Source organism: Nocardia coffeae (assembly GCF_019890715.1).
Classification (GTDB): Bacteria; Actinomycetota; Actinomycetes; order Mycobacteriales; family Mycobacteriaceae; genus Nocardia; species Nocardia jiangxiensis.
Genome location: NZ_JAINZY010000009.1, coordinates 189,257 through 214,979 on the forward strand (window position 1 = coordinate 189,257; position 25,723 = coordinate 214,979).

The 25,723-nt window shown below is 68.0% G+C and carries 24 protein-coding genes and 1 riboswitch; of the genes, 6 read left to right on the plus strand and 18 right to left on the minus strand.

Features of this window, described 5'->3' with window-relative positions; translation table 11 throughout:
- Positions 1-156: 156 nt before the first annotated feature.
- Positions 157-1,452 carry a lipase family protein gene (locus K7711_RS29265; protein ID WP_308014999.1) on the minus strand — a complete coding sequence of 432 codons (1,296 nt, stop codon included), beginning with the start codon at positions 1,450-1,452 and terminating at the stop codon, positions 157-159.
- A gap of 453 nt (positions 1,453-1,905) precedes the next feature.
- Here K7711_RS29265 and K7711_RS48570 point away from each other — a divergent pair, with 453 nt between their 5' ends.
- The 4 genes from K7711_RS48570 (at position 1,906) to K7711_RS29280 (ending at position 4,705) form a co-directional block, all read left to right on the plus strand.
- Complete coding sequence (locus K7711_RS48570; protein WP_268929498.1) at positions 1,906-2,028, plus strand: hypothetical protein; 123 nt, start codon at positions 1,906-1,908, stop codon at positions 2,026-2,028.
- A gap of 53 nt (positions 2,029-2,081) precedes the next feature.
- Entirely contained in the window at positions 2,082-2,645 is a 564-nt protein-coding gene (locus tag K7711_RS29270) for an HNH endonuclease (protein WP_222972685.1), read from the plus strand.
- A gap of 19 nt (positions 2,646-2,664) precedes the next feature.
- Positions 2,665-2,925, plus strand: a complete 261-nt coding sequence (locus K7711_RS29275; protein ID WP_222972686.1) for a WhiB family transcriptional regulator — start codon at positions 2,665-2,667, stop codon at positions 2,923-2,925.
- A 112-nt stretch (positions 2,926-3,037) separates the two neighbouring features.
- Positions 3,038-4,705: a VWA domain-containing protein gene (locus K7711_RS29280; RefSeq protein WP_308015000.1), complete on the plus strand. Its 1,668-nt coding sequence runs from the start codon at positions 3,038-3,040 to the stop codon at positions 4,703-4,705.
- Between the two features lie 70 nt (positions 4,706-4,775).
- Here K7711_RS29280 and K7711_RS29285 read toward each other — a convergent pair whose 3' ends face one another.
- The 15 genes from K7711_RS29285 to K7711_RS29355 form a co-directional block, all read right to left on the minus strand.
- A complete protein-coding gene (locus K7711_RS29285) occupies positions 4,776-5,882 on the minus strand; it encodes an MSMEG_0565 family glycosyltransferase (protein ID WP_222972687.1) in 1,107 nt (368 codons plus the stop codon).
- 29 nt (positions 5,883-5,911) lie between these two features.
- Positions 5,912-6,760, minus strand: a complete 849-nt coding sequence (locus K7711_RS29290) for a carbon-nitrogen hydrolase family protein (protein WP_222972688.1) — start codon at positions 6,758-6,760, stop codon at positions 5,912-5,914.
- 125 nt (positions 6,761-6,885) lie between these two features.
- Positions 6,886-8,331, minus strand: coding sequence for an MSMEG_0567/sll0787 family protein (locus K7711_RS29295; protein WP_222972689.1), 1,446 nt, complete (start codon positions 8,329-8,331; stop codon positions 6,886-6,888).
- Between the two features lies 1 nt (position 8,332).
- Positions 8,333-9,391 (minus strand): MSMEG_0568 family radical SAM protein, encoded by a 1,059-nt coding sequence (locus tag K7711_RS29300; RefSeq protein ID WP_222972690.1) that lies wholly within the window; start codon positions 9,389-9,391, stop codon positions 8,333-8,335.
- A complete protein-coding gene (locus K7711_RS29305) occupies positions 9,388-10,680 on the minus strand; it encodes an MSMEG_0569 family flavin-dependent oxidoreductase (RefSeq protein ID WP_222972691.1) in 1,293 nt (430 codons plus the stop codon). The genes K7711_RS29300 and K7711_RS29305 overlap by 4 nt, the downstream gene beginning before the upstream one ends.
- Positions 10,677-10,982, minus strand: a complete 306-nt coding sequence (locus K7711_RS29310; protein ID WP_222972692.1) for an MSMEG_0570 family nitrogen starvation response protein — start codon at positions 10,980-10,982, stop codon at positions 10,677-10,679. The genes K7711_RS29305 and K7711_RS29310 overlap by 4 nt, the downstream gene beginning before the upstream one ends.
- Entirely contained in the window at positions 10,975-11,871 is an 897-nt protein-coding gene (locus K7711_RS29315) for a carbon-nitrogen hydrolase family protein (RefSeq protein WP_222972693.1), read from the minus strand. The genes K7711_RS29310 and K7711_RS29315 overlap by 8 nt, the downstream gene beginning before the upstream one ends.
- A 30-nt stretch (positions 11,872-11,901) precedes the next feature.
- Entirely contained in the window at positions 11,902-12,426 is a 525-nt protein-coding gene (locus K7711_RS29320; protein WP_040823293.1) for an MSMEG_0572/Sll0783 family nitrogen starvation response protein, read from the minus strand.
- A 279-nt stretch (positions 12,427-12,705) separates the two neighbouring features.
- Complete coding sequence (gcvP, locus tag K7711_RS29325) at positions 12,706-15,519, minus strand: aminomethyl-transferring glycine dehydrogenase (RefSeq protein ID WP_372460203.1); 2,814 nt, start codon at positions 15,517-15,519, stop codon at positions 12,706-12,708.
- 163 nt (positions 15,520-15,682) lie between these two features.
- Positions 15,683-15,778: riboswitch (glycine riboswitch) on the minus strand.
- Positions 15,779-16,029: 251 nt separating this feature from the next.
- Positions 16,030-16,641, minus strand: coding sequence for a MerR family transcriptional regulator (locus K7711_RS29330; protein ID WP_067664384.1), 612 nt, complete (start codon positions 16,639-16,641; stop codon positions 16,030-16,032).
- Between the two features lie 151 nt (positions 16,642-16,792).
- Positions 16,793-17,266, minus strand: coding sequence for a bifunctional nuclease family protein (locus tag K7711_RS29335; RefSeq protein ID WP_040823298.1), 474 nt, complete (start codon positions 17,264-17,266; stop codon positions 16,793-16,795).
- Positions 17,267-17,348: 82 nt separating this feature from the next.
- Positions 17,349-18,149 carry a transcriptional regulator FtsR gene (gene ftsR / locus K7711_RS29340; protein WP_235747966.1) on the minus strand — a complete coding sequence of 267 codons (801 nt, stop codon included), beginning with the start codon at positions 18,147-18,149 and terminating at the stop codon, positions 17,349-17,351.
- A 13-nt stretch (positions 18,150-18,162) separates the two neighbouring features.
- On the minus strand, positions 18,163-18,639 hold the full coding sequence (gene odhI / locus K7711_RS29345) for an oxoglutarate dehydrogenase inhibitor Odhl (RefSeq protein WP_040823302.1): 477 nt from the start codon (positions 18,637-18,639) through the stop codon (positions 18,163-18,165).
- A 178-nt stretch (positions 18,640-18,817) separates the two neighbouring features.
- Entirely contained in the window at positions 18,818-19,216 is a 399-nt protein-coding gene (gene gcvH, locus K7711_RS29350) for a glycine cleavage system protein GcvH (RefSeq protein ID WP_222972694.1), read from the minus strand.
- A 43-nt stretch (positions 19,217-19,259) separates the two neighbouring features.
- Positions 19,260-19,892 carry a CDP-alcohol phosphatidyltransferase family protein gene (locus tag K7711_RS29355; RefSeq protein WP_308015001.1) on the minus strand — a complete coding sequence of 211 codons (633 nt, stop codon included), beginning with the start codon at positions 19,890-19,892 and terminating at the stop codon, positions 19,260-19,262.
- 156 nt (positions 19,893-20,048) lie between these two features.
- On the opposite strand from K7711_RS29355, the gene K7711_RS29360 reads away from it, so the two are divergent.
- Together K7711_RS29360 and K7711_RS29365 are read left to right on the plus strand one after the other, a co-directional pair.
- Positions 20,049-21,743 (plus strand): GMC oxidoreductase, encoded by a 1,695-nt coding sequence (locus tag K7711_RS29360; protein WP_222972696.1) that lies wholly within the window; start codon positions 20,049-20,051, stop codon positions 21,741-21,743.
- Positions 21,744-22,052: 309 nt separating this feature from the next.
- Positions 22,053-22,931: a nuclease-related domain-containing protein gene (locus tag K7711_RS29365; RefSeq protein WP_308015002.1), complete on the plus strand. Its 879-nt coding sequence runs from the start codon at positions 22,053-22,055 to the stop codon at positions 22,929-22,931.
- On the opposite strand, the gene K7711_RS49045 is transcribed toward K7711_RS29365, so the two are convergent.
- Together K7711_RS49045 and K7711_RS29375 are read right to left on the minus strand one after the other, a co-directional pair.
- Positions 22,913-23,554 carry a phosphatase PAP2 family protein gene (locus K7711_RS49045; RefSeq protein WP_222972698.1) on the minus strand — a complete coding sequence of 214 codons (642 nt, stop codon included), beginning with the start codon at positions 23,552-23,554 and terminating at the stop codon, positions 22,913-22,915. The genes K7711_RS29365 and K7711_RS49045 overlap by 19 nt on opposite strands.
- 56 nt (positions 23,555-23,610) lie before the next feature.
- Positions 23,611-25,542, minus strand: coding sequence for an acyl-CoA dehydrogenase family protein (locus tag K7711_RS29375; protein ID WP_222972699.1), 1,932 nt, complete (start codon positions 25,540-25,542; stop codon positions 23,611-23,613).
- Positions 25,543-25,723: the final 181 nt, after the last annotated feature.

A 25,723-nucleotide genomic window follows, 5' to 3' on the forward strand; every position in this document is an offset into this window, starting at 1 on the left:
ACGGCGGAGTCCCATCGGTCACGTGACGCGTCAAGGCGACTTACGTCGTTCATCTACGGGCGATTCGCGTCATCCCGGAGACATCTTCGTTACTCCATTCGCGCCTCGATCACGAGGCCGGTCCGTCGCTCGAGTCCCGGGAATCGCACGCCGCGTTCAGCATTCGTCCGGTGCGGGCACTCCTTGCAGACGTTGATCCAGCCAGGTGATCAGTCCGGGCCAGCCGGTATCCCCCGCCAGGAAGTGCTCGCCGGGGACGTCGCGATAGATCGCGGTGACACCCAGGGCGCACTGCTGGCGGTACAGCTCCCGGGCTCCCGCGGCGGGGATCCAGAAATCCTGGGCGCCGTTGTACACCAGCAGCGGCATGGTCGATCGGCGCGCGGAGACGTCGGTGGCCTCGAACACCTTCTGCGCCACCGCACTGTGCAGCGGATCGGCGATGTTGGCGGCGATATCGATCGGTGGCGTGATCACCCCCGGCACCTCGATCAGGTTCATGCACACGTTCTTCAGCGGTGAGGTGGTCACCTGCTGTGCCAGGTTGTTCATCGAGGTGAGCACCTCGGGATGTTCGCGCCCGATACCGAATACCGCGGCCATGAAGACGCCGGTCGCGAGGTTGGCGTTCATCGTGGTCGAGAGCATGCGATAGTCCGCGGGCACGCCGCCGACCGCCGCACCGACCGCCGAGGACGCCAATTCCGGTGCGTACTCGGACAACAGCACCGCCGCGGCCCGCGTCGCGATCGCGCCGCCGGAGTACCCCGTCATCGCGAACCGGCTCGAGCCGAATTCGGCCGGAAGCAGTTTGCGCGCACCGCGAATGGCATCCAGCACCGCATGACCGGCCACATACGGCTCCGCGTAGGCCATATCCGGGCCCTCGTGGTCGGGAATCAGCACCGCGTAGCCGCGCAGTACGGCCAGCTGGGTCAGCGGCGGGAAGAAGTCCGCACTGTTGGTGTTGGCCGAATACCCGTGCGCCAGCGTGTAACTCGGCGTGCACTGCCGACCGAGACCGTCGATCGCCAGATTGTTCACCAGCATCGGGCGATCGCCGGGGCCGGTCCACGCTCCCGCGGGCAGCACCAGTGAGGCCGTCGCGAAGGAGGGCTCACCGTGCGCACCGGTGGTGCGGAATTTCAGCTGCAGCACCTGGCGCACCGGCGCCGTCAGCAGCGGTGCGGCCGTCGCGGTGACGTCGCGAGTCTCCACGACGTCGCCGGGGGCGAGGCTCGCCAGTCCCGCCGGACGCGCGTCGAACATCGAATCGCCGATGTCCGACGGTAGTACCGCGGCCCGCAGACTCGCCGGATCCGTTGCGGGGGCCTGAGATCGGGTTTGCGCGGACGCCTTCGGAACCGTCGTCGTGGGCTGCGCGATGTCCGGACGGGGCACCACCGCATCGATCCACTGTTGCAGATCAGGAATGCCGAGCCCGTGCGGCACCGGAATCGACGGTAACGCAGGAGGATTCGGCGCGGGCGGCTGTGCCCGCGCGACAGCGGCGATACCGCCGCAGGAGACGACGACAGCCAGAACGACGACACACCGAGCCCACACGAGCCACCCCGCAATCCACGACGCGTACCGAAACGACGGCGGTGGCACCAGCTTCCAACCCCGTGCCACCGCCGCGAATTATGCAGTCGATCGTATCGCTCCCCATGCCGGAGAAGCCGGGGGTTTTTCGACACCGTGACCGGATCGGATCCGGAAACGTGTGCGGGAATAGTTCCGCCGCGGAACTCGTTGAACACGGCGGCACATGCCCGTCGCACGCGGAAAAAAATGACCCGACAGCGGCGGTAACGCTGTGTCACCATGAAGACGATGTAACAACCGCCTCGGCCGTCCACGGCCGTGGCGCGACTTTCGGCGAATACGGAGAGGAGGTGGCCGATGTCTTCGATGAATACCGTTGTCCCGCAGATGTTCTGCGTGTACCCGGCGCGGTTGTCGAATACCCCGTCGCGTGATGCGCGCAAGGGACTCGCGCTCGGCCGCCTCCCCATCGCGGCCTGACCGCCCCACTCCCCGATCCGAATTCCGCATTTTCACGAAACATGGTGACGCCCATGCCATCCCGCCATGCCGCTGCTGCGGCCCTCGACTCGGACAACTGGATACACACCGAAGTGCTGGTGCTCAACGCCTCCTACGAGGCGCTCACCGAGATCGGCGCCGACCGCGCCGTGGTGCTGCTGATCAGCGACGCCGCGGAGACCGTCGTCGAACGTGCACCCCGGTTCCCGATCCGCTCGCAGCGCATGGAAATCGCACTGCCGGAAACGATTCGGCTGCGGCGCTACGTCTACCTCGAGCATCGGGTGCTGGTGCACGACGAGAGCCGTGCCACGCTCACCGGTGTGCTGCGGCGCGACGAGCACCGGTGCGGGTACTGCACCGGATGGGCCCGGACCGTCGACCACATCCTCCCGCGCAGCCGGGGCGGCCCGAACACCTGGTCCAACCTGATCGCCGCGTGCTCGGACTGCAACACCCGCAAGGCCGATCGCACGCCCGCGGAGGCGGGCATGCGACTGCTGTGGGCGCCCAAGGCGCCCAGCGACCTGGCCCGCGCACAGCGCCGGGTCTGGAAGAACCTCACCACGAGCCACCTGACGACCACCACCACATAGCGACACGAGGAGTTACGCCATGACCAACGCAGTGCAGGAGCCGACCCTGATCGACCTGTTCCCGCTCTCGGATGCCAAGGACTGGCAGGCTGCCGCCTGCCGAGGTGATCCGAACCACGACGCCTGGTTCCCGTACCCGTCGCAGGACTTCGCGTACGCACGCGGGATCTGCGCCGGATGCCCGATCCGGCGCACCTGCGGCGACTTCGCCACCCGTACCGGCCAGTCCGGTGTCTGGGGTGGTCACGAGTACGACCGCGGCCGCATGATCCGGGAGTGAGGGCCCCGCCCCGGCATCACCCGATGCCGGGGTTGTGGCCTGCGCCACTGCCCGTCGGAGCATGCTCGGGCGCGCGGAGCGGCGAATATCGCGTGACCATACACTGAGCGTCGTGGGTACACATCGCAGCATCGGCGGATCACGTGGCATCAGCAAAGGTTTGGTTATTTCCGTGGTAGCCGTGCTGTTACTCGTAGTGGCCGTCATCGGCTGGTTCTGGCTCGGACGGCACTCCGCAGACCAGAATCGCAACGCCGCCGCCGAATGCGTCGAAGGCCCCGCAACCCTCGCAGTCACCGTCGATCCGGCCGTATCCGGGCCGGTACGGGCCGCTGCGGACCGATTCAACGCGACCAAACCCCACGTGCGCGACCACTGCGTCACCATCGCGGTGAACACCCAGTCCTCCGCGGCCATGGTCGCGGGCTTCACCGGCAAGTCCTGGGACACCAAGCTCGGCGCACCGCCTGCCCTGTGGATTCCGGACTCCTCGCGCTCGGTGCAATCCATGCGCATTCCGGGTGTGATCGAGGGCACTCCCGAACCCGTCGCGGTCAGCCCGATCGTGCTGGCCGTACCGGAGCCGCTGCGCCAGGCGCTCACCACCGCCAAGACCGCGTGGTCCGATCTGCCCACACTGCAGCAGGGCTCGATGAGCAAGCTCGGGCTGGGCAGCTGGGGCGGGCTGCGGATGGCCCTGCCGAGCGGGGACGGCGCTCTCGCCGCGGCCGCCTCGGTCGGCGCCGCGGTATCGGGCTCCGATCCACTCACCGACGATTCCGCGCATTCCGGGCAGGTGATCTCGGCGATCTCCCGGCTGGCCCAGGACGCACCACAGTCCGCCGATGCGGCCAGCGCGATGAACACCATCGCGACCTCCGCCGGCAATGTCTCCGCAGCGCCCATCCACGCCGTTGCGGTTACCGAGCAGCAACTCAAAGCCAATGGGGGCCTTGCCGAATACCGTCCCAGCGGCGCCGCACCGGTCGCCGACTTTCCGGCCGCACTCCTGACCGGTTCCTGGGTGGATCAGACTCAGCAGGTGGTCGCCGGAATGTTCGCCGACTATCTGCGCGCCCCGGCGCAGCAGCCGCTGTTCACCGCCGCCGGATTCGGCGCCGCCCCACCGCAGCCCGCGCAGGTTCCCGCCAAATCCGTGCTGGACCAGGTTCATTCGGTCCTGGCCAACCCGGTGCTCGGCGTGCAGTCGACGGTGCTGATCGACACCTCCGCGGCGATGGCCGCCAACGACGGCTCGATGACGCGGCTGAACAACACCATCGGAGCCGTCGAGTCGACCCTGGACACCATGCCCGCCGACTTCGGCGTGGGCGTGTGGACCTACGCCGGTGACACCGGCGGCAATCCCTACCGCATCGTCTCCAAGACCGGGCCGCTGACCGACCAGCATCGTTCCGAACTGGCTCAGGCACTGGGCAATATCTCGGCCACCAGTTCCCAGTCGGATCACACCTACCCGGCGCTGGAGGCGGCCTACAAGAGCGCGGTGAGCGGATACGCCTCGGGCCGAACCAATTCCGTCCTGCTGATCACCGGCGGCCCGAACGACAACTCCTCGCTCACCGGCCAGCAGCTGATCTCCGACCTTACCGCCGACACCGCCCACCACGTCCGCGTCGACGTCATCGTCGTCGGCGGCCAGGGCGCGACGACTCTGCAAACCCTCGCCCAGAAGACCGGCGGCACCTACACGAAGGTCACCACCTCCGACGACCTGTCCTTCGGCACCGCGGTCAACAAGGCACTCACCACCCCCTGACCGTCGGTGCGTCCTCGCCGGTGACCACCGACCCGGGCGCATCCGCCGACGAGACGTCGGGCGAGGCGGGTCAGGGTGCGGCGCCGGACAGCGCGTGCGTGCGATAGAAGTCGAAATGTGCGCGGGCCGCGGCATCCCAGGTGTGGGCGGTCGCGAGCGCGAACCCCGTTGCGGCGCGGGCCGAATCGGCAACCAGGGCCTCGGCAAGTCGATCCGCGAGATCGGCGACGTCCACGGCGTAGCCGACGGTCTCGCCGAATACCTCCCGAAGCACCGGTAGATCACGTGCCACCACAGGACGGCGAGCGGCGAGCGCCTCCATCGCGGCCAGGCCGAATCCCTCCTGCACGGACGGGAAGGCGAAGACGTCGCAGGCAGCGATCAGCGCGGGCAGATCGTCGTCGGCGACGGCACCGAGCACTACCGGTTCGATCCCGAATTCGCCACGGCGACGGTCGAATTCCGCGCGATAGTCGCGGTAGTCGAACAGGGTCTCGCCACCGGCGAAGACCAGGGCCAGATCCGGGCGACGCCGACGCAGCAGCCGATATGCCTCGAGCAGATCGATGCTGCCCTTGCGTGGTTCGATCCCGCCGACGGCGAGAACGTAGGGCCCCAGGCGATCTCGCCACCGTTGCCGGGCCGCGGTGGCCCGCGGCGTCGAAGCGGCGGCCGCGGCGAACCGGTCGGCCCGCACCCCGTTCGCGATCACCGTCGGCTCGAATCCCCACCCGGCCCGCACCTCGTCCGCGACCGCCCGCGATACGCAGATCCGCGCGTACGGTGTGACGATCGCCCGCTCGTGACACTCCGCCAGCACCGGAGTGGTGAAGTGATCGAGATGGTGGATCGTGCGCACGCATCGGCCGACGGCGTTCGCACTGATGCAGTCCTGCGCGTGCACCACGTCGTACTCGGCGGCGGAGAAATTGTCCCGCAGCGCCTCGATGGAGCGGACGATCCGGTCTGCGACCTGCTCACCCGGCACCTCCGGGAACGGCACCAGCCGCAGTCGCACCCGGTCGTCCACCGCGCGGAAGAACCCCTGGTCACCGCCGCGCGCCAGCGACCAGACCGTCACCTGCACACCGAGATCGGTCAGCGCCTCGGCCAGGTTCAGGGTGTGCACCACACCGCCGCGCGGTTTGGTCGAATAGGTCAGCAGGGCCACTCGCACGGCACGCCTCCTCCTGGCTCAGCGGTGAATCACCTGGTACGAGAGGGTGATTCGAGCAGATACGTATCGGTCCGGCGCTCGGCCAGGTGGTCGAGAACCCGGCGCGCCCGGACTATCTCGGCCTCGACGTCGACAGTCGCCACGGCCAGCCCGCCCTTGGATCTGGTGGTGGCGAGAATGTCGCCGCCCGGACCGACCACCTTCGCCTGACCGAGGAATCGCAGCTCGCCCTGCACTCCGGTCTGATTCGAGGACACCACGAAGACCTGGTTCTCGGCGGCTCGTGCGCAGTCGTACAGGTCGAACAGCCGGGACTGACGGTCCGCGGGCAGCCGGGCCGCGCGATCGGTGACGCTGGCGGGCCAGGCCGACAGCGCCGCGATGACGGTCGCGCCGTCGAGAGCGAGGGACCGCGCCGACTCCGGAAAGGTCTTGTCGTAGTCGATCAACATCCCGAGCCGGCCGACCGGGGTGTCGAACGCGCCGAAGACGTCCCCCGCCGCATACGCCAGATGCTCCCCGGCGGGCTGATGAACCTTGCGGTGGGTGCCCAGGACGCCGTCCCCGGACAGGCACACCGCGGTGTTGTACCGCAGGTCACCCGCCGCTTCGGCATAACCGATGCATACCGTCGCCGGACCGGCCGCCGCGATCAGGGCGGCGATCTGCGGACTGGCCGGATCGAGTGCCGGCGGCAGGTCGTCCAGCGCCGGACTGCGCAGATCGCCGAGGTATCCGCCGAGCGCCGCGTCCGGGAACACCAGCAGGTCGACGCCGTCGCGCACGGCGGCCTCGATCAGCCCCAGCGCCTTATCCAGCCCGCGCTCCAGATCGCGGCCGAAGTGGCCCGCGACCGCGCCCAGTGTCACCATCGTCATCTCCGCACTCCTCGTCCGGCAGCGTCGTCCGACCGACTCCCGTCGAACATCCTGCCCCACCATTCCGCCCCGCCGTTCACTCCTTCAGCAGCGTCGACGGCCCGGCGGTCGATCATCCGACCGGGTCAGGCGGCACCGAGACCGGTGACGCCGGAGTCGAGTGCCACCGTGATCGTTCCGTCCGGCCAGCGGAACCGGACACCCGGTTCCGCGGTCAGCCGTCCGCACGGCGCGGCGGTGAGCGGGGCCGGAACCGTGTGCACGGGTTCGGGATCGGCGACGATCATGGCGAACCCGGGGAAGCACCCGAGCCAGGCGCCCATCGAGGCCCCGGCGGGCCGCGGGATCGCCGCGATGTCGAGTTCGGCCCCGGTGCCCGACGCCTCGGCGAGCATGCCCAGTGTTCCGGCCAGGCCCGCCATGCTGACATCCTTCGCCGCCGCCGGACGCAGCCGCCCGATCACCTCCGCCATACCCCGCAGTTCGCCGCCGCTGCGCCGACTCGTACTGTCCCACTGACGATCTCGGTATCCCGGCCGCCACTCACCGCCGAGATCGGCGATCAGCGAAACCCGGTCCCCGGCTTTTCCGCCGCCCGCCCGCACCGGCGCGGGCGTCCTCCCGAGCGCGGTGACCGCCAACGCCGCCGGTACGCCGAGTTGGGTATGCCCGCCCAGGACCGGCACGTCCCAGGCGTCGGCGGCCTCGGCCAAACCGCGCACGATCCGGTCCAGGTGCCCCGCGGTGGGTGCGGCGACCGCGTCGAGCAGACCGACCGGACGCGCACCCATCGCCGTGAGGTCGTTGACGTTCACCAGCACCGAACACCAACCCGCCCACTCCGGATCGCGTTCGACCATCGACGGGAGAATCGCATCGCACGCCGCGATCACGTCCGTCCCCGGCACCGGAGCACCGTCGTCGCCCCGGAACCCCTTGGTGCCCAGCCCATCCGGCTGCCGCAGCAGCGGTGTGAGCAGCGTCCCGAGCGGAGCCTTGGTGGCCTCGACGGCGCGTCGCACGAGCCCGACCGGCCACCGCATGCGGCGATGCGCGCGGTCGCCGACGACCGGCCCGGAACCGGTGTCGTCCCACCCCAGATGCCGGAACAGGGCCACGTGACGGTCCTGCACGGTAGCGTCGAAACGCAGCGCGCCGGCCGATTCGACGTGTGCGCACGCCGCACGCACGAGTGCCGCACCGATTCCCCGGGCGTGCCGGGTGTCCACAACCGCAAGCCTGCTCCCCGACCACCAGCCGATATCCGCTCCGGTGGCCGGGTCACGGTGCGAGACCAACCGGACTCCGCCGAGCACCACGCCGTCCGGTGCCACCGCGACCAGAGTGATCGTCTGCGGGTCGGCATCGAACTCGTCGAGATCCGATCGCGGGAAAAGCTTCTGCCGCTCGACGAATTCGCGGTGACGCAGGCGCAGATGGTCCCGCCGGGCGCGTGCGTCCGCCACGGTGACGAGGAATTCGGGTCGCCGGGCGGGCGGCTCCCCCGCCAGGATCGACAGAGCCGAGGCAGGCGCCGCCGAGGAAGCCGAATACGAAGTGCCGTCGAGCATGTCAGGCTCCCATCACCTGAAGCAGGCTGCACGCTCCGCAGGCCGCGCAACCCGCCTGCTGTGCGGATCCACGCATTCCGGTGCGCAGCAGGTGATCCGCCACCGCGCGGGTCACCCGTTCCAGCACTGCCGGATCCGGCGCCGTCGCCCGGTCGACGTCGACGGCCAGGGTGCCCGCGTGCGGACGGAACGGCACCACGAACGGATACACCCCGGATTCCGCCAATTCGATTGCCCCGGAGATCAATTCGTCCGGATCCTCACCGAGGCCGACCAGCAGATAGGTCGACACCCGGTTGCGTCCGAACACCCGGACCGCCTCGCTCCAGGCCCGGCGGTACTCGGCCAGTGGCACGCTCGCCTTGCCCGGCATCCACCGCCGACGCACCGCGTCGTCGAGCGACTCGACGTGGATACCGATGGCATCGGCCCCCGCCGCGCGCAGGTCGGTCAGGACCGACAGATCCGCGGGCGGCTCGCACTGCACCTGAATCGGCAGATCCGGAACCGCCTCCCGCACCGCCCGCACGCATCGGGCCAGATGACGGGCCCCGCGATCCGGCCCCGCCGAGGTGCCGGTCGTCATGACCATCTGGGTCACACCGTCCAGATCGACTGCGGCGCGGGCGACTTCGGCAAGTTCAGCGGGTTGTTTGACCGCGGTGGTGGCTCCGGCACGCAGCGATGCCTCGATCGAGCAGAATCGGCAGCGCTGATCCTCCCGGTATCGGATGCAGGTCTGCAGCACCGTGGTCGCGAGCACGCTGCGGCCGTGCAGCTTCGCGATCTTCTCGTAGGGCACGCCGGTGGCCGTGGTCCGATCGTAGAACCGCGGCCGTTCCACGGCGGTGACCTCGACGCCGGTATCGGTGCCGTCGAACAACACCCGGTCTCCGTCGAAGACGTACGGGCTGTCCGGATTTCGCGGCACCGCGGCAGGTAGACCGTCGATCAGCAGGTGACCGTCGTCGCTGGGCCCGGCGCCTCCGGTGCGGTGCACAGGGGGCGTGCCGCGAATGCCGATGAGCGTCAGATCCACTCGGGTCGAGGGGGTGTTCACAATCGAACTCCGTTCTCGGGCAGGGCATCCGGCACCGTTGCCGAGGACAGCGTGGTGACGACGGACTCGGCGACGTGTCGCGCATCCCGGTCGATGCCCAGGAAACGTCCCGAACCCCAGGTGTGCATCCAGGGCAGACCGACGAAGCTCAACCCGGGCACCTCGGTGACGCCGCGGGTCTGCATCGGACGACCGCCGCCGTCGAATGCGCTCGCCTCGATCCAGCGGTAGTCGGGCCGATAACCGATGGCCCACACGATGCTTCGCACTCCCGCCGCGGCCAGATCGAGCCCGGTCGGATCCGCGGCGGGAGCCCAGACCGGCTCGTAGCGGGACGGCGGCGGCGCGTCGATCCCGGTGTCCTCGATGTAGCGATCGATATCCGAGCAGATCGAGTTGTACACCGAATCGGCCCGATCGAGTGCCGCGGTCAGCGAGGGAGCGAATGCCAGCTCGGTGTCCTTGCCGCCGATGAGCGTGCCGTACAACGTCATTCCCTCGAGGGCGAAGCGGCGCAGATCCACGTCCCGGCCGCCGTCGCGGCCGGTGACGTAGTGGTTGGTCTTCTCCTGCGCCGCCTTGCCGCCCGGATACTGCTGGGCGGGTGTGTCGTACAACCCCATGTCGGCGAGCCAGGTCATGCAGTCGCGGCCGCGGTAGCGGCGTGCCACCCGCGGTGCGCTGCCGACGGCGAGGTGCACCGACCGCCCGGCCAGGTGCAGATCCTCGGCGATCTGCGCACCGGACTGCCCGGTGCCGACGACGAGCACGGCCCCGTCGGGCAACTGCTCCGGATTGCGGTACTGCTCCGAATGCAGCTGCGCGACAGCGGGATCGATAGCGGCGGCGAACGGCGGCAGGATCGGCAGCGGATATCCGCCGGTCGCCACGACCACCTGTGCGCAGCGGAGCGACTCGACACCGGACGCGGATTCCAACGTCAGTTCGAAACCATCTGCGGTACAACGCAATCGACTGACCTTGGTTTGCGTGCGCAGTGGCGGGTCGAAGGTGTCCAGCCATCCGGCCAGCCACCGCACCACCTCGTCCCGGGTCATGAACCCGTCCGGATCACCGCCTTCGTAGCCATAGCCGGGCAGTCGGCAGTGCCAGTTCGGTGTGACGAGTGTGAAGTTGTCCCAACGAGTGTCGGCCCAGGCGTGCATCGGCGTCCCGGACTCGACCACCAGATGCTCGATCCCGGCCCGGCCCAGATACCAGCTGACCGACAGCCCGGCCTGCCCCGCGCCCACCACCACGACCGGAACGTGATTCGCCGCTGTGGTCATGACGGCGCCTGCTCGGGCAGCGGCGGTTCCAGAGCCACGACCTCCACCAACGCGTCCGCCGGGAAAGCGCTTGCCGCGAAGCGGATCTGCTCCGCGGTGGCCCGAGCCGAGGTGCAGGCGAACCCGAACTTCGCCCGCACCCGCTCGGTCGCATGGTCCAGTGCGGTGACGGACCGGTGCACGAAGTCGTCGACGGTGTATTGCGTTCCGGCCGTGAGGAAGTCGTGGACGACCAGACTCGGCGAGTAGTAGCCCACCGGAGCGCCCCCGGGCCACCGGACGGTGAACGTCATCTCAGGCATGCGCGATCTCCCGCCAAGCAGCGGCCGCGTCGTCGGCGGCGACCAGCGGTCCGTACACGTCGGGCCGACGATCCCGCAGGTGGAACATGCCCGCCCGCATGGCCGTGAACGTGCCATCGACATCGACCTCGGCGACCGCCAGTCCGCTGTCCAGGGCGGTCGTGGCCAGGACGTTGCCGCCCGGGTCGACGATCTTGGCATTGCCCACGTATCGCAGCGAACCGAAGCTGCCCGACTGATTCGACGCCACCCAGAACACCTGATTGTCCAGTGCCCGAGCGGTATCGAACAGATTGAACCGGTAGGTCCACCGGTCGTCCTGCAGATTCTCCGCGGTGGCGGTACGGGCCGCCGGCCATGCCGACAGACTGGCGATGATCTCCGCTCCGCCCAGCGCCATCATCCGCGCGGCTTCGGGAAATGCCTTGTCGTAGCAGATCTGCAAGCCGATCCGCCCGACCGGCGTATCGAAGATGCCGTAACCGTCACCGGCCGCATAGGACATGTTCTCGCCCAACGGCTGATGCACCTTGCGGTAGCTGCCGTAGATCCGTTCTCCGTCCAGCAGAACCGCCGCGTTGTACCGGGTTTCGCCGTCCTCGCCCAGTTCGCAGAAACCGATCGCGACGATCATGTCACCGGCTATTTCGCGGACCCGGGCGAGTTCGGGGCCGTCGAGCCGGATCGCCGGGGGCAGTGAGCGTGTCGTGGTCTTGACGGTATCGCCGTGATTGCCCAGGCTGGACAGATAGCCGCCGATCGCGGCCTCGGGAAAGACCAGGAAATCCACACCGCGACGCCTGGCCCGCGCGACGAAATCGGCGATGGTGGCGAAATTCTGTTCCAGATCCCGGGTGAAGTTGGCGGCAACCGATCCGATGGTGACCATGTTGTACCTCGTTACCGAAGAAATACGGGATCACACCATGTAGGTGGAATTGATGATGGCGCCCTTGCGCGCGTAGTGGATGACCGCATCCTGCACATCCAGCGGATGCGCCGGAACGACACCGGTGATCAGATCTTCTTCGCGAGCACCGTGCAGGGCCAGGCCGAATCGGCAGCAGAACACCGTGCCACCTTCGGCGATGAAAGTCGCCAACGCGTCGTTGATATTCTGCTCACCGGGGAATCCGGAATCACCGGTCTTCGGAAATCCGCGGGTGGCGAGGCAGTTCAGCGCACCCGGTCCGTAGAAATAGATCGCCGACTCGAAACCCTTCCGCAGCGCACGGGTGGCCTGCAGAACCGCCACGAACGCCACCGAGGATTCGTGAGCGATACCGTGGACCAGGGTGAAATAGCTCTCCCCGTTCTCGGCCTGGTAGTCGGGGAATATCTTCGTGCCGCCGTACAGATTCGAACCGGCGGGCAGCGACGGGTGCGGAATCTCGGCGAGGGACTTCTCGATATTCTCGGTGATGGTGGCGTCGAATACGGACATGGGGCACTCCCGGAATGGTGGAGAACGGCAACACGATTGCCGTCGGGGAATATCGGACCACGCGTCGTTGCGGAGACGAATCCGGATCGCGGGACGATCCGATACTGTAGCTGTTCCGGCTACAGTTAGATTTCACGCTCGCCGTATTGCGCAATGGTTACCGATGGAATAAATGCCCCACCGAATTCTGTAACATGGTGTGCCCCAGGCCCTCTCCGGCCCAACGACGCGGGCTGTGCCGCGCAGGTCGCGAACCGGAGAGGCGCCGGATGTGCTCGATCAGTCGGTGTAGGCGTCCAGCGGCGGGCAAGCGCAGACCAGGTTGCGGTCGCCGTAGGCACCATCGATGCGGCGCACCGAGGGCCAGATCTTGGCGCGGGCCGCACCCAGACCCTGTGGGTAGACCGCGGTTTCGCGACTGTAGGGGTGGGTCCATTCGCCGACCAGGCAGGCGGCGGTGTGCGGGGCACCGCGCAGCGGGCTGTCCGCGACGGGCCAGACGCCCGCGGCGACCTGGTCGATCTCGCCCTTGATGGCGATCATCGCGTCGATGAAGGCGTCCAGCTCCTCGAGGTTCTCACTCTCGGTGGGCTCGACCATCAGCGTGCCGGCGACCGGGAAACTCATCGTGGGAGCGTGGAATCCGAAGTCCGCCAACCGCTTCGCCACATCGTCGACGGTGACGCCGGTGCGCTTGGTGATCTCACGCAGATCCAGGATGCATTCGTGGGCGACCACGCCGTCCGATCCGGTGTACAGCACCGGGAAGTGCGAATCCAGCCGCCGCGCAAGGTAATTCGCCGACGCGATGGCGGTCAGGGTGGCACGGCGCAGACCGTCGGCACCCATCATCCGGACGTAGGCCCAGGTGATCGGCAGAATCGAGGCCGAACCGTACCGGGCCGCGGACACCGCGTGCGAACCCGTCTCCAGCGGATCACCGGGCAGATACTTCGCCAGATGTTCGCGCACCGCGACCGGGCCGACGCCCGGACCGCCGCCGCCGTGCGGAATGCAGAAGGTCTTGTGCAGGTTCAGATGCGAGACGTCACCGCCGAACCGGCCCGGACGGGCAAGTCCGACAAGGGCATTCAGATTCGCCCCGTCCACGTAGACCTGACCGCCCGCATCGTGCACCAGGGCGCACAGCTGCGCGACCTCGTGCTCGTACACACCGTGTGTGGACGGATAGGTGATCATGATGCAGGCCAGCCGATCGGCATGATCGGCGATCTTGGCGCGCAGGTCGTCCAGGCCGACATCGCCGTTCTCGCGGCACTTCACGACCTCCACGCGCAGCCCGGCCATCGCCGCCGACGCGGCATTGGTGCCGTGCGCACTGGAGGGAATGAGGCAGGTGTCACGCCGGGCGTCACCGCGATCGAGGTGGTAGCGCCGGATCGCCAGCAGCCCGGCGTATTCGCCCTGACTTCCCGCATTGGGCTGCAGGCTGACCCGGTCGTATCCGGTGATGGCCGCGAGCCAGCTCTCCAGATCCTCGACCACTCGCAGGATGCCGGGCACGTCCTGAACCGGGGCGTACGGGTGCAGACGGGAGAATCCGGGCCAGGTGATCGGCTCCATCTCCGCGGCCGCGTTGAGCTTCATCGTGCACGATCCGAGCGGAATCATGCTGCGGTCCAACGCGATGTCCTTGTCCGAGAGCTGCCGCAGATAGCGCAGCATCGCGGTCTCGGTGTGATACCGGGTGAAGGCCGGATGCGTCAGATACTCCGACCGGCGGTCCTCGATGCCGGGCACCGGCGCGCGATCCGAATCTGCTGTCGCACCGAAGGATTCGAGCACGATACCGATATGTTCGGCGGTGGTCGCCTCATCGCACGCCACCGAGACGTGGTCCGCGTCGACCAGGTGCAGATTCACCCCGCGGCCCTGTGCCTTGCCGACCACGGCCTCCGCGCCACCGGGCACCCGCACCAGCACGGTGTCGAAGAACCGTTCGTGCACAACGGCTTCCCCGAGTCCGGCGGCCAGATCCGCGGCGTGCCGGTGCACCTGACGCGCGATGGCCCGCAGACCGTCCGCGCCGTGATAGGAGGCGTACATGGCGGCCACGATCGCCAGCAGCACCTGGGCGGTGCAGATGTTCGAGGTGGCCTTCTCCCGGCGAATGTGCTGCTCACGGGTCTGCAGCGCGAGCCGGTAGGCGGTGCTGCCGTCGGCGTCGACGGACACTCCGACCAGGCGGCCGGGCAGCTGACGCGCGTGGGCGGTGCGCACCGCGAGATATCCGGCGTGCGGCCCGCCGAATCCCAGCGGCACCCCGAAACGCTGTGTGGTGCCGAAACATACGTCCGCGCCCTGCTCGCCCGGCGGGGTGATCAACGTCAGCGCGAGCAGGTCCGCACCGGCCGCCACCAGCGCGCCACGCTCGTGCGCGGCCTCGATCAGCGCGGTCCAGTCCGCGATGCGGCCGGACGCGCCGGGCGTCTGCACCAGCACGCCGAAGAATTCACCCGCCGGCAATTCTGCCGAGTTCAGATCCGCCTCGACGATCTCGATGCCCAGCGGTTCGGCGCGGGTGTACAGCACGGTGCGCGTCTGCGGGAACAGGTCGGCATCGATCAGCAGCCGCGCGGACTTGCTCGCCCGATTCGCCCTGCGCAGCAACGTCATCGCCTCGGCGGCGGCGGTCGCCTCGTCCAGCATGGACGCGTTCGCCACCTCCATGCCGGTCAGGTCCGAGACCATGGTCTGGAAGTTCAGCAGCGCTTCGAGCCGCCCCTGGCTGATCTCCGGCTGGTACGGCGTGTAGGCGGTGTACCAGGCCGGATTCTCGATCAGATTGCGCACCAGCACCGGCGGAGTCAACGTGTCGTAGTAGCCGAGCCCGATCATCGAGGTTGCGACGGTGTTGGCATGGGCCAGTGCGGCCAGTTCGGCGAGCACCTCGTGTTCGGAGGCGGCCGGAGGCAGTACACCCAGGCCGGTGTCGGCGGCCGGGTCGAGGATGGCGGCGGGGACCGCGCGCCCGGCCAGATCGTCGAGCGAACGCACGCCCACGACGTCGAGGATCTCGGCGAGGTCGGCGGAGTCTGGACCGATATGACGGTCGGCGAAGGGACGGGTCACGGCAACTCCCAGGGGTCGGGCGGCGTCGACGGGCGGGTCGACAACGTCGGGCCCTCCCCCTCTGTCGTGGCGCCTGAGAGATTCGGGGCACGCGCGCGGCGGACCTTTTCCCCATGGGCGGCTGGTCCGCATTGTGTGCGGCCAGCTCTTTCCAGAGGCGCCCACTGCCCGCACGGTCCCTTGTGCCTGAGAGATTGACGGGGAGGTGCTGCTCCTTCGGCGCCCGGGACGAAACCCGGAACTCTCCCGCACGGCATTGGCGCACCGCCAGTCTAGTAGCCCCTGTGTATCGCCTGTGTTACTCCCCCGCCTCTCCGCGACTTCAGCGTGCCGTTGAGTGCCGCGAGACTTGTGCATCGCGCCGACAGCAAGGTAGTCGGTTACTTTCTGGGCGTCCCCGGGGAGTTACCCATGTACTCCGGAAATCAGTTGTCACCTGGCAAGCTCCCCGAAGATGCGGGCGAGCCCCGCGATCGTGGCCGCGGGGCTCGTCGAACTCTCGGATGATCTCTAGCCGGTCTTGCGGTTCTCGCGGACCTTCCGGCGGAACGCCAGTTCGTCCTCGGGACGCTCGGAGGCGGTGTGGCTCTCGGCCCGCTCGGCCGGGAAGGCCGCGATCGCGCCGGTCAGCTCCCGCATCGCACCGCTGACCGCGATGCCGAACACGCCCTGCCCGCCCTGCAGTAAATCGACTACCTCCTCGGGCGAGGCGCATTCGTAGACCGTCGCGCCGTCGGAGAACAGGGTGATACCCGCGAGATCCTCGACTCCGCGACTGCGCAGGTGGTCGACCGCGATACGAATGTTCTGCAGCGAGATGCCCGCGTCGAGCAGTCGCTTGACGATCTTCAGAACCAGGATGTCCTTGAACGAGTACAGCCGCTGGCTGCCCGAACCGGTGGCGCTGCGAATGGACGGGACGACCAGGCCGGTACGAGCCCAGTAGTCCAGCTGCCGATAGGTGATACCGGCCACCTGGCAGGCACTCGGCACCCGGTAACCCACTAGATCGTCGGGCACCGTGTCGTCGGGGAACAGTCCTGGCTGCACCACCGCGGCGGGCCGCGCATCTGCTGCCGTGGCGGGCCGCGCCTGTGATGTCTGCTGCGGTTGGTCTCCCACTGACTACTCCCTCACTGCATCGCCGAAGAGAACAACGGCCTAACTGTCGAGGCTACTCCCTCGATTGTCTCGGCAGCACAGGCATGGAACCAAACTCCGCGCGCGGCGTGTTTCTCGACCTCTACTAGAGGTCGAGAGCACATTCCGGGCTTCAGCTGTCGGTCGCCTTGAAGTCGTCCGGGGAGACCGATTCGAGGAACTCCTTGAACTTCTCGACCTCGTCCTCACGCTCATCCGGCATCACCAACCCCGCTTCCTCCAGCACCGGCTCCTCGGCATAGATCGGGCAACCCACACGCAGTGCGATGGCAACCGAGTCCGAGGGCCGCGCCGAGATCCGCAGATCGTTCTCGAACACCAGGTCCGCGTAGAAGGTGCCTTCCTGCAGATCGACGATCCGGACTTCCTTGAGGGTATGGCCCAGATCGTGGATCAGGATCTTGATCAGGTCGTGGGTCAGCGGGCGAATGGGCGTGACGCCCTCCTGCTCGAGGACGATCGCCGTGGCCTCGGCCTGGCCGATCCAGATGGGTAGGTACCGGTCCCCGGCCACCTCACGGAGCAACAGCACGGGCTGATTCTGAGGTTGCTCGACGCGGATGCCGATCACACGCATTTCAGTCATGACTCGCCACTGCCTCCCATACTCGCGGCCGTCCAGCGTGCCACTACGAAACCGGCCGTATCACCGAGTCTAGGCGAAGATTTCAGCCGCCGAGGGCAGCGCGCACCGACGTCTTCACCAGGCTCGTATGCAACGTGAGTGAGAGCGCCGCGAGTTCGCGCACCGTCTCCTCCGCGCGGGCGCGGGCGTCGGCGTCCCGGCTCTTGGCGATCGGGGCCGCGATCTGAGCGATCATCGCGGCCTCGCGATCGGCGGCCAGTTTGAAGGCCCGCAGATGCCGGGCCTCCAAACCGAATTCGCTCATCGCCTTGGCCGCGCGCGCCAGCGTCACGGCCTCGGTGTTGAAGTATCCAGCCGCGCCCGGAGTGATCAGATTCGCGCGGATCAGCTCGGTGAGAAATTTCTCATCGATACCGGCCTGCTCGATCAGATCCGCACGGGCGATACGGATTTCGCTGTCGAACCGGAGCTCGTCCGGTGTCACCTCACCGGGCACGACGCCCAGGCGCCGGGGTGGAGACAGAGCGCTGCCGGGGCGGACGGGCTCGGGTGCACTCCCCGGTCCATCGGCCCCGTCCGCTCGGGCGCGCGCCTCGCGCACCCCGAGCGTCGCGGCACCGCTGTCGATCGCCTCGAGCTGCTCCTTGATCACCTTCAACGGCAGATACTGATCGCGCTGAGCGGTCAGGACGAACTTCAGCCGCTCGACATCCGCGACCGAGAACCTGCGATAACCCGAAGGTGTGCGCTCCGGGCTGATCAGCCCCTCGGATTCGAGGAAGCGAATCTTGGAGATGGTGATGTCCGGGAAATCCGGACGCAGCAGATCCAGCACGGAGCCGATCGACATCCCTCCGCGGGTCCACTGCGCAGCGCCTGTCATTTCGTACCGGCTCCTACAGCGCGCCTGCCGCATCACTCGCGGCGGGCCGCGGACCGGTCAGGAACACCAACCGGAACTTGCCGATCTGCACCTCGTCACCGTTCTGCAGCTCGGAGGAGTCCACCGGTTCACGGTTGACGTAGGTGCCGTTCAGGCTGCCCACATCCACCACCTGGAAGGTGTCGTCGTCCTGACGGAACTCCGCGTGCCGCCGGCTGACGGTGACATCGTCGAGAAAGATGTCGCTGTCGGGATGACGCCCCGCCGACGTGGTCGGCTGATCCAGCAGGAATCGCGAACCCGCGTTCGGGCCGCGCTTGACCACCAGGAGGGCAGCACCCGCGGGCAGACCCTCGACACCCTGCACCGGCTGTTCGCCGGTCTGCTCACCGGAGCGCGACGCGTCGACCTCGTTGAGGAAGTCAGCGCGGAATACCGACGTCGTCTCGGCCGCGCTCTCCCCGTAACCCGGGTCTTTGTTCTCGCTCACCCTTGCTCTCCTCCTCGAACCGATTATCCGTACAAGCATCCGATTCCGGCATTGCCATCACCCAGCGCGACCGGCTGTCGCGCCCTTGGACATTGCGGCACCGGTCGCCCGCACATCTGTTGGCTTTGACCGTACCCTGCCAGGGCGATCCCGTGCAGGTAGAACTGTGAAGGCTGCTTCAGCCCCCGATAACTCCTTGGTAACCTGCGGCATCGAGCAGTTCGCCGAGCGTTGCATCCAGTGCCGCGGCGTCGGGAACCTCGAGCTCGAACATCCAGCCCTCGCCGTACGGATCGCTGTTGAGAGTCTCCGGCGTGGAATCCAGAACCTCGTTCACCGCAACGACTTTCGCGCTCAGCGGGGAGTAGATGTCCGAGACGCTCTTGGTGGATTCCACCTCCGCGATGCTGTCACCGGCAGGGGCATCGCTGTCCAGCGCAGGCAACTGTACGAACACGATGTCGCCGAGCTGCTGCTGGGCGTAGTCGGTGATGCCGACCTGCACCCGGGTCGGGCCCGTGCGCCGGACCCACTCGTGCTCCTCGGTGTAGCGCAGATCCTCGGGAAGGGCGGTCAATGCTCATGTCCTTTCACGGGGCGTCCTTTCACGGGCGTGGCGATCACTCTAATCGTTGGGGAGAATCACGCGGAGTGGCCGGTATCGTCCGGGCAACCGCGAGGGCCTTGCCGAGATAGAGCAGTCCCGTCCAGATATAGACCGCCGTGCCCCAGATCAGAAATGCCCAGCCGAACGCACGGCTGAAACCTGCCAGCGGCCAGTGCATCCGGCCCGCCAGCAACCACGGCAGCGCCGACATCAACGCGAACGTCGCGGCCTTGCCGAGATAGATCACCTCGGGCGGATCCAGGCGCCTGCGGCGGTAGATCGGCAGGACCGCGGCCAGGATCAGATCGCGCCCGATCAGCACCACCACGAACGGCCACGGGAGGATTCCGCGCACCATCAGTCCGAGCACCGTGGCCACCAGGTAGAGCCGATCCACGAACGGGTCCAGCAGCGCGCCCAGCCGTGAGTACTGATCCAGCAACCGAGCGAGTTTGCCGTCCAGATAATCGGTGACGGCGCTGGCGATGAGCAACGCGAACGCCCACCCGTCGGCTTTCACGACCAGCAGCAGCCACAGCAGGACCGGAACCCCGATCAGCCGCAGCGCGCTGAGCGCGTTGGGCAGGGTGAGGATGCGGTCCTCGCGCCGCGGGGCCGGTGGGGCGCCACCGGATTGGCTCGTCACAGCCTGTTGCTTACCCGAATCGGCCCGGCGTCGCCATTCGGGCACGCCGGAGGGGGTACCGGAGATGTTGCGGGCCGAGTTCCGGACCGTCGGGCGGGGTGAGGAGAATGAGCGGTGAAAGCGTTTCATGCGATGTGCTCGTTCGAGAGGAAGACCATGCCCGACTTCGATTACGACGTCGTAGTGATCGGCTCCGGGTTCGGCGGGAGCGTGAGTGCGCTGCGGCTGACCGAGAAGGGGTACCGGGTGGCCGTCCTCGAGTCCGGTCGCCGCTGGCCCGCCGAGGCCATCCCGAACACGAATTGGAATGTGCGCAAGTCGCTCTGGGCCCCGCGACTGGGCCTGACCGGGCCGCAGCGGATCAGCGTGCTGGGCAAGTGCGCGGTGTTCTCCGCGGCCGGGGTGGGCGGCGGTTCGCTGATCTACGGCAACACCCTGTACGAGCCGCTGCCGAACTTCTACGAGGACCGGCAGTGGGCGCACATCACCGATTGGCGCAGTGAGCTCGCGCCCTATTACGACCAGGCCAAGCGCATGCTCGGCGTGGCGCCGAATCCGCGCACGACCCCCGCCGACGAGGTCATCCGCGCGATCGCCGACGATCTGGGCGTCTCGGACACCTTCCATCCGACCAACGTCGGGGTCTTCTTCAACGAGGACGATCCCGGCGCCGAGGTCGACGATCCGTACTTCGGCGGGGCCGGACCGCGCCGCAACGGCTGCGTGCACTGCGCGCGCTGCTTCACCGGCTGCCCGCACAATGCCAAGAACACCACCCCGACCAACTACCTGTACCTGGCCGAGGAGGCCGGGGCGCACATCTTCGAACTGACCACCGTGGGCAAGGTCCGGCCGATGATCGGCGGCGGCTACGCCATCGAGACCGGCCGCTCGGATCGCTGGGTTCGCAAGCAGCGCAAGACCTTCACCGCCGAGCAGGTGGTCTTCGCCGCGGCCGCGCTGGGCACGCAGAAGCTGCTGCACAAGATGCGCGACGAGAAGGTGCTGCCGAAGCTGTCCCCGCGGCTGGGCGAGCTCACCCGCAGCAACTCCGAGGCGATCCTGAACGTGGTCAGCCGCGACCGGCGCGATTTCGCCGAGGGCATCGCGATCACCTCCTCGATCCACCCCGAACCGGACACCCACATCGAGGTCTGCCACTACGGCAAGGGGCAGAACGCGCTGTTCCCGATGTCGGTGCCGATCGTGGACGGCGGCGCGTTCCGGTTCCTGCGCTTCCTGCTGGCCATGTTCACCCAGCCCATGGTGTTCCTGCGCAGCCTCAACGCCCGGCACGCCTCGGAGAAGTCGGTGATCCTGCTGGTCATGCAGTCGCTGGACAATTCGCTCACCTCGTTTCGGCGCTGGGGCAGGCTCAAGACCAAACAGGGCACCGGCGCACCCAACCCGACCTGGATCCCGATGGCGCACGAGGTCGGCCGCCGCTTCGGCGAGAAGGTCGACGGCGATGTGCACGGCCTGGTGATGGATGTGTTCAACATCCCGGCGACCGCGCACTACATCGGCGGCTGTGTCATCGGCGAAAACCCCGACGACGGCGTGGTCGACCCGTACCAGCGCGTCTTCGGACATCCGGGCCTGCACATCGCCGACGGCTCGGCGGTGACCGCGAATCTGGGCGTGAACCCGTCGCTGACCATCACCGCACAGGCCGAACGCGCCATGGCGTTCTGGCCCAACAAGGGCGCCCCCGATCCGCGCCCGACCCTGGGACGCGCGTATCGGCGCATCGAACCGGTCGCCCCGATCCAGCCGTCGGTCCCGGTCTGGGCCCCCGGCGCACTGCGACTGCCGATCACCCCGGCCGACCCCGCCGTCCCCACCATCTGAGCGACACATTCCCCGCGAGTGAGTTCGACCACGATCCGGCGGGTCCGACTATCCTGTTGACCGTGAGATGCGTGCTCTCCCAACCACAGCGAACGCGCCAGCGGCGAAGCATCTCCGTGCGCCGGAACAGTCAGGCCGAATACGCCAACCCCAAAGTTTTTCGGCGCGGCTCGTCGTTCAGTCCTCGAAGCGCATGGCCGAAGGCCGAGTCTCGAGGGCGCAGCGACGAGCCATTCGGGCGCCGAAAAACCCGCCGGAGCGAAGCGGAGGCCGAAAATACAGAAGGGCGGGTCGCCAATGCTCGTGCGCGTGCAGAACTCCGCGGGGACGCTCGCCGAGCGGGTGCTGATCGATTGGCTGCGCACCTGGAAGGGGCCGGGCGATCCGCACGGCGTCGCCATGGTGAACTGCAGCCTGTTCCACGACAAGCAGCTGCACCAGTTCGACGCGATCGTGTGGACCCCGACCAGCTGCGTGGTCATCGAGGCCGAGGCGCTGGTGGAGCAGGTGTCCGGGGAACTCGAGGTGCCGCTGGACGGTCCCTGGCGGGTCGGCAGCCAGGTCGTCTCCCTGGAGGGCGGCCGGCGCAACCCGATGGACTCCTCGCGTAGGCACACCTATGCGCTACAGGCGTTCCTGGCCGAACGCGGCCTCGGCCAGCGCGTGGTGCAGGGCCTCGTGCTGGTGGTGCCGCCGCAGGGTTCGAATGTGCGGTTGCGGCAACTCTGGGACGATCCCGGATTGCAGGTGGTGATCGGCGACCACCAGCAGCATCTGGCCGACTATCTCGACGCCCTGGCTTCCATGGGACGCGCGCAGTGGACGACCAACGAGGTGGCGCTGGGTTTCCGCGCCCTGAATCTGCTCCCTTATCTGCCCTCGCCGCAGGATCTGGTCGCCGAGGGTTTCGGCGGCCCGGTGGACACCACCCTGTGGCGCGGCGGGCCGCAGCAGGCACAGGCCGAGGCGTTCCGCGAGGAGATGACTCAGACCGAACAGCTCGCGGCAAGACCGGCCACGATGGCCATGCCCTGGTACAGCCCGTGGAAGCTGTACCCCAACGAGCCCGGCGAAATGGATCTGCGCCAAGGGGGCATGCGGGTGCTGCTCACGCTGGGCATGCTCGTCGCGGTGGCGTGGCTGCTGTGGTTCGTGATCACGGCCGTCGTTCAGTTCGCCCCGGGCTGAACGGGATTCGCACCGCGGCGCAGCGTGCCCGGGAGCGCCGCGTACATCGCGGTCACCAGGGCGATGGCGGTGGCGGTGCCGCCGAGTACGTCGGTCGGATAGTGGTAGCCGAAGCCGACCATGCCGATCGCGATCGCCGCCAGTAGCACCACCGTCAGGGCCGTCGCGCCGATCCGGAGCCGCGGCGTCGGCACGATCAGCACGAAAGCCGTTGCGATGGCGATGAATTGCACCGTGTGGCCGCTCGGGTAGGCGAGATAGTGGTGAAGCTGCCTGTGCCACACGTATTTCAGCGCGTAGGTGTTGATCGCGACGACGAGTTCCGGTGCCACCAACAGGAATCCGGCTCGCCACCAGTCCCGTCGCCACGCGTACCACAGCACCCCGAGCAGCAGGACGGCCAGCACGACGAGCGCGTCGCTGGGCGTCACCAGTATCCGGTAGACGGTGTGCTGGGTGTCCAGGGTGGCGTGGATCCGGTCGTCCACCACTCGATCGAATCCGGTCGGCCCGCCACCGACCGGGAAGGCCAGCGGCAGCAGGACGGTGACCAGGACGCCGAGGATCACCACCGTCGCAAGCGAAACGATCCGATAGGACGGCAGAGCGGACGCGCTTTTCACGGCACCGACCTTATCCGCGCCCGTCCGCTCCGCCGTGTGCCGCCGCCGAAGCCCGGTTACCGCCCCTGATGCACGCTCGCATCGTCCAGCATGGCGGCGCGCAACGTGCTCTCGGGCACGCCCAGCGCCTCGACCAGGGTCAGCGCGTGCGGGCGCAGGCGGTCGACCAGTTCGTTCACGCCGCGACGCACCTGTTTCGCCCGATCCACCGACATGAACCGGTGCATGATGTACCAGGCCTGGTTCTGTTCCAGCGAGGAGTAGACGTACAGATCGCACACCGAATCGGCCAGCGCGCGAGCCTGCTCGTCCTCGATGTCGGCGATGCCCTCGATGAACGCCTCGAGCACGAGCCGCTCGATATGCGCCTCACCGGCCAGCAGGATGTGGTCCTGGGCGTTGTTGAACGCCTCGAAGGGCCCGGTCTCCTTGGCGCGGGCCTGCAACCGGTGCGCGGCCGTGCGCACCAGATAGTCCTCGCGGTCGGCGAGCAGTTGCAGCTGCACCGCGCGACGGGACAGATCGCCGTCCTCGACCGAATCGCCGCCCCGGTCCCGCAGTCGCTGAATCAGTTGGCGCACACCGGAACCCTCCCGGGCGACGTCCCGCGCCATGGTCGCGGCGAAACGCACCCAGCCCAGCGCGTCCAGATCACGCACCTCGTCGGCGTAGGCGGTGAGCAGTTCCTTGGCGACCAACTGGGTGAGCACCACGTTGTCGCCCTCGAAGGTGGTGAACACATCGGTGTCGGCCTTCAGCGTCACCAGCCGGTTCTCGGTGAGATAGCCTGCGCCGCCACATGCTTCGCGGCATTCCTGAATGGCCCGGGTGGCGTGCCGGGTCTGCGCGACCTTGAATCCGGCCGCGCGCTTCTCCAGGGCGCGCTGTGCGCCGGGATCCAGATCCTGCCCGGTCTGCACCAGATGCATCCGGCGGACCAGGTCGTTCTGCGCGAAGGACAGCGCGAACGCCCGCGCCACATGCGGCAGCAGCCGACGCTGATGGCTGCGGTAGTCCAGCAGCACGACCTCCTCGCCGGTGTCCGGATCGTCGAACTGACGTCGCTGCTCGGCGTACCGGACCGCGATGCTCAGCGCGACGCGCGCGGCCGCCGCGGCCGCGCCGCCGACGCTGATCCGCCCGCGCACCAGCGTGCCGAGCGTGGTGAAGAATCGGCGGCTCGGGTTCTCGATGTCGGAGCTGTACGCGCCGTCGGGGGCGACGTCGGCGTACCGGTTGAGCAGGTTCTCGCGCGGAATGCGGACGTGGTCGAACCGGATGCGGCCGTTGTCGACGCCGGGCAGGCCGCCCTTGAGCCCGCAGTCCGAGGTGGTCACGCCCGGCAGATCGTTACCTTCGGCGTCGCGCAGCGGCACCAGGAAGCAGTGCACTCCCCTGCCCTCGCCGTCGGTGATCAGCTGGGCGAACACCGCCGCCATCCGCGCGTGTTCGGCCGCGCCGCCGATGTAGTCCTTGCGGGAGGATTCGGTCGGGCTGTGCACGACGAATTCCTCGGTCACCGGATCGTAGGTGGCGGTGGTCTCGAGCTGGGCCACATCGCTGCCGTGCCCGGACTCGGTCATGGCGAAGCAGCCCAGCAGGTCCAGCGACATCAGCCGGGTGACCACGTCGCGATGCCGTTCGGTGCCCAGATTCTCCACCGCGCCGCCGAACAGACCCCACTGCACGCCGCTTTTCACCCATAGCGACAGATCGGTGTAGGCGAGCATCTCCAGCCCGGTCACCGCGCCGCCGGGGTCGGCGGTGCCGCCGTGCTCGCGCCGGAATCCGCGTTCGGCCAGACCGAATTTGGAGACCAGCCGCATCTGCTCGAGCACTCGGTCCCGCGCCGCGTGATAGTCCAGGTAGGGGTCCCCGAACAGCCGCTCGTCGTCCAGCCGCGGCCGGGCCTGCTCGCGCACATCGCGCCAGGGGCCGTCGAGCGCCGCACGAAGAATGTCCGCTGTCTGATTCCCGGGAGATGCCATGCCCCGACCCTAACGACCGGATCCGGGCCGCGCCCCGTGACCGGGCTCACCGCGATGACGTGTCGGAGTGTTCGCGTGACCACAGAATTGCGAGCCGGGCTGACACGAGTGGGGGGCACCCTCTACCTTGCTCTGTGTGAGTGAGGAAGTCGACGCCGAAACCGTTGAGGAGCCGGAAACC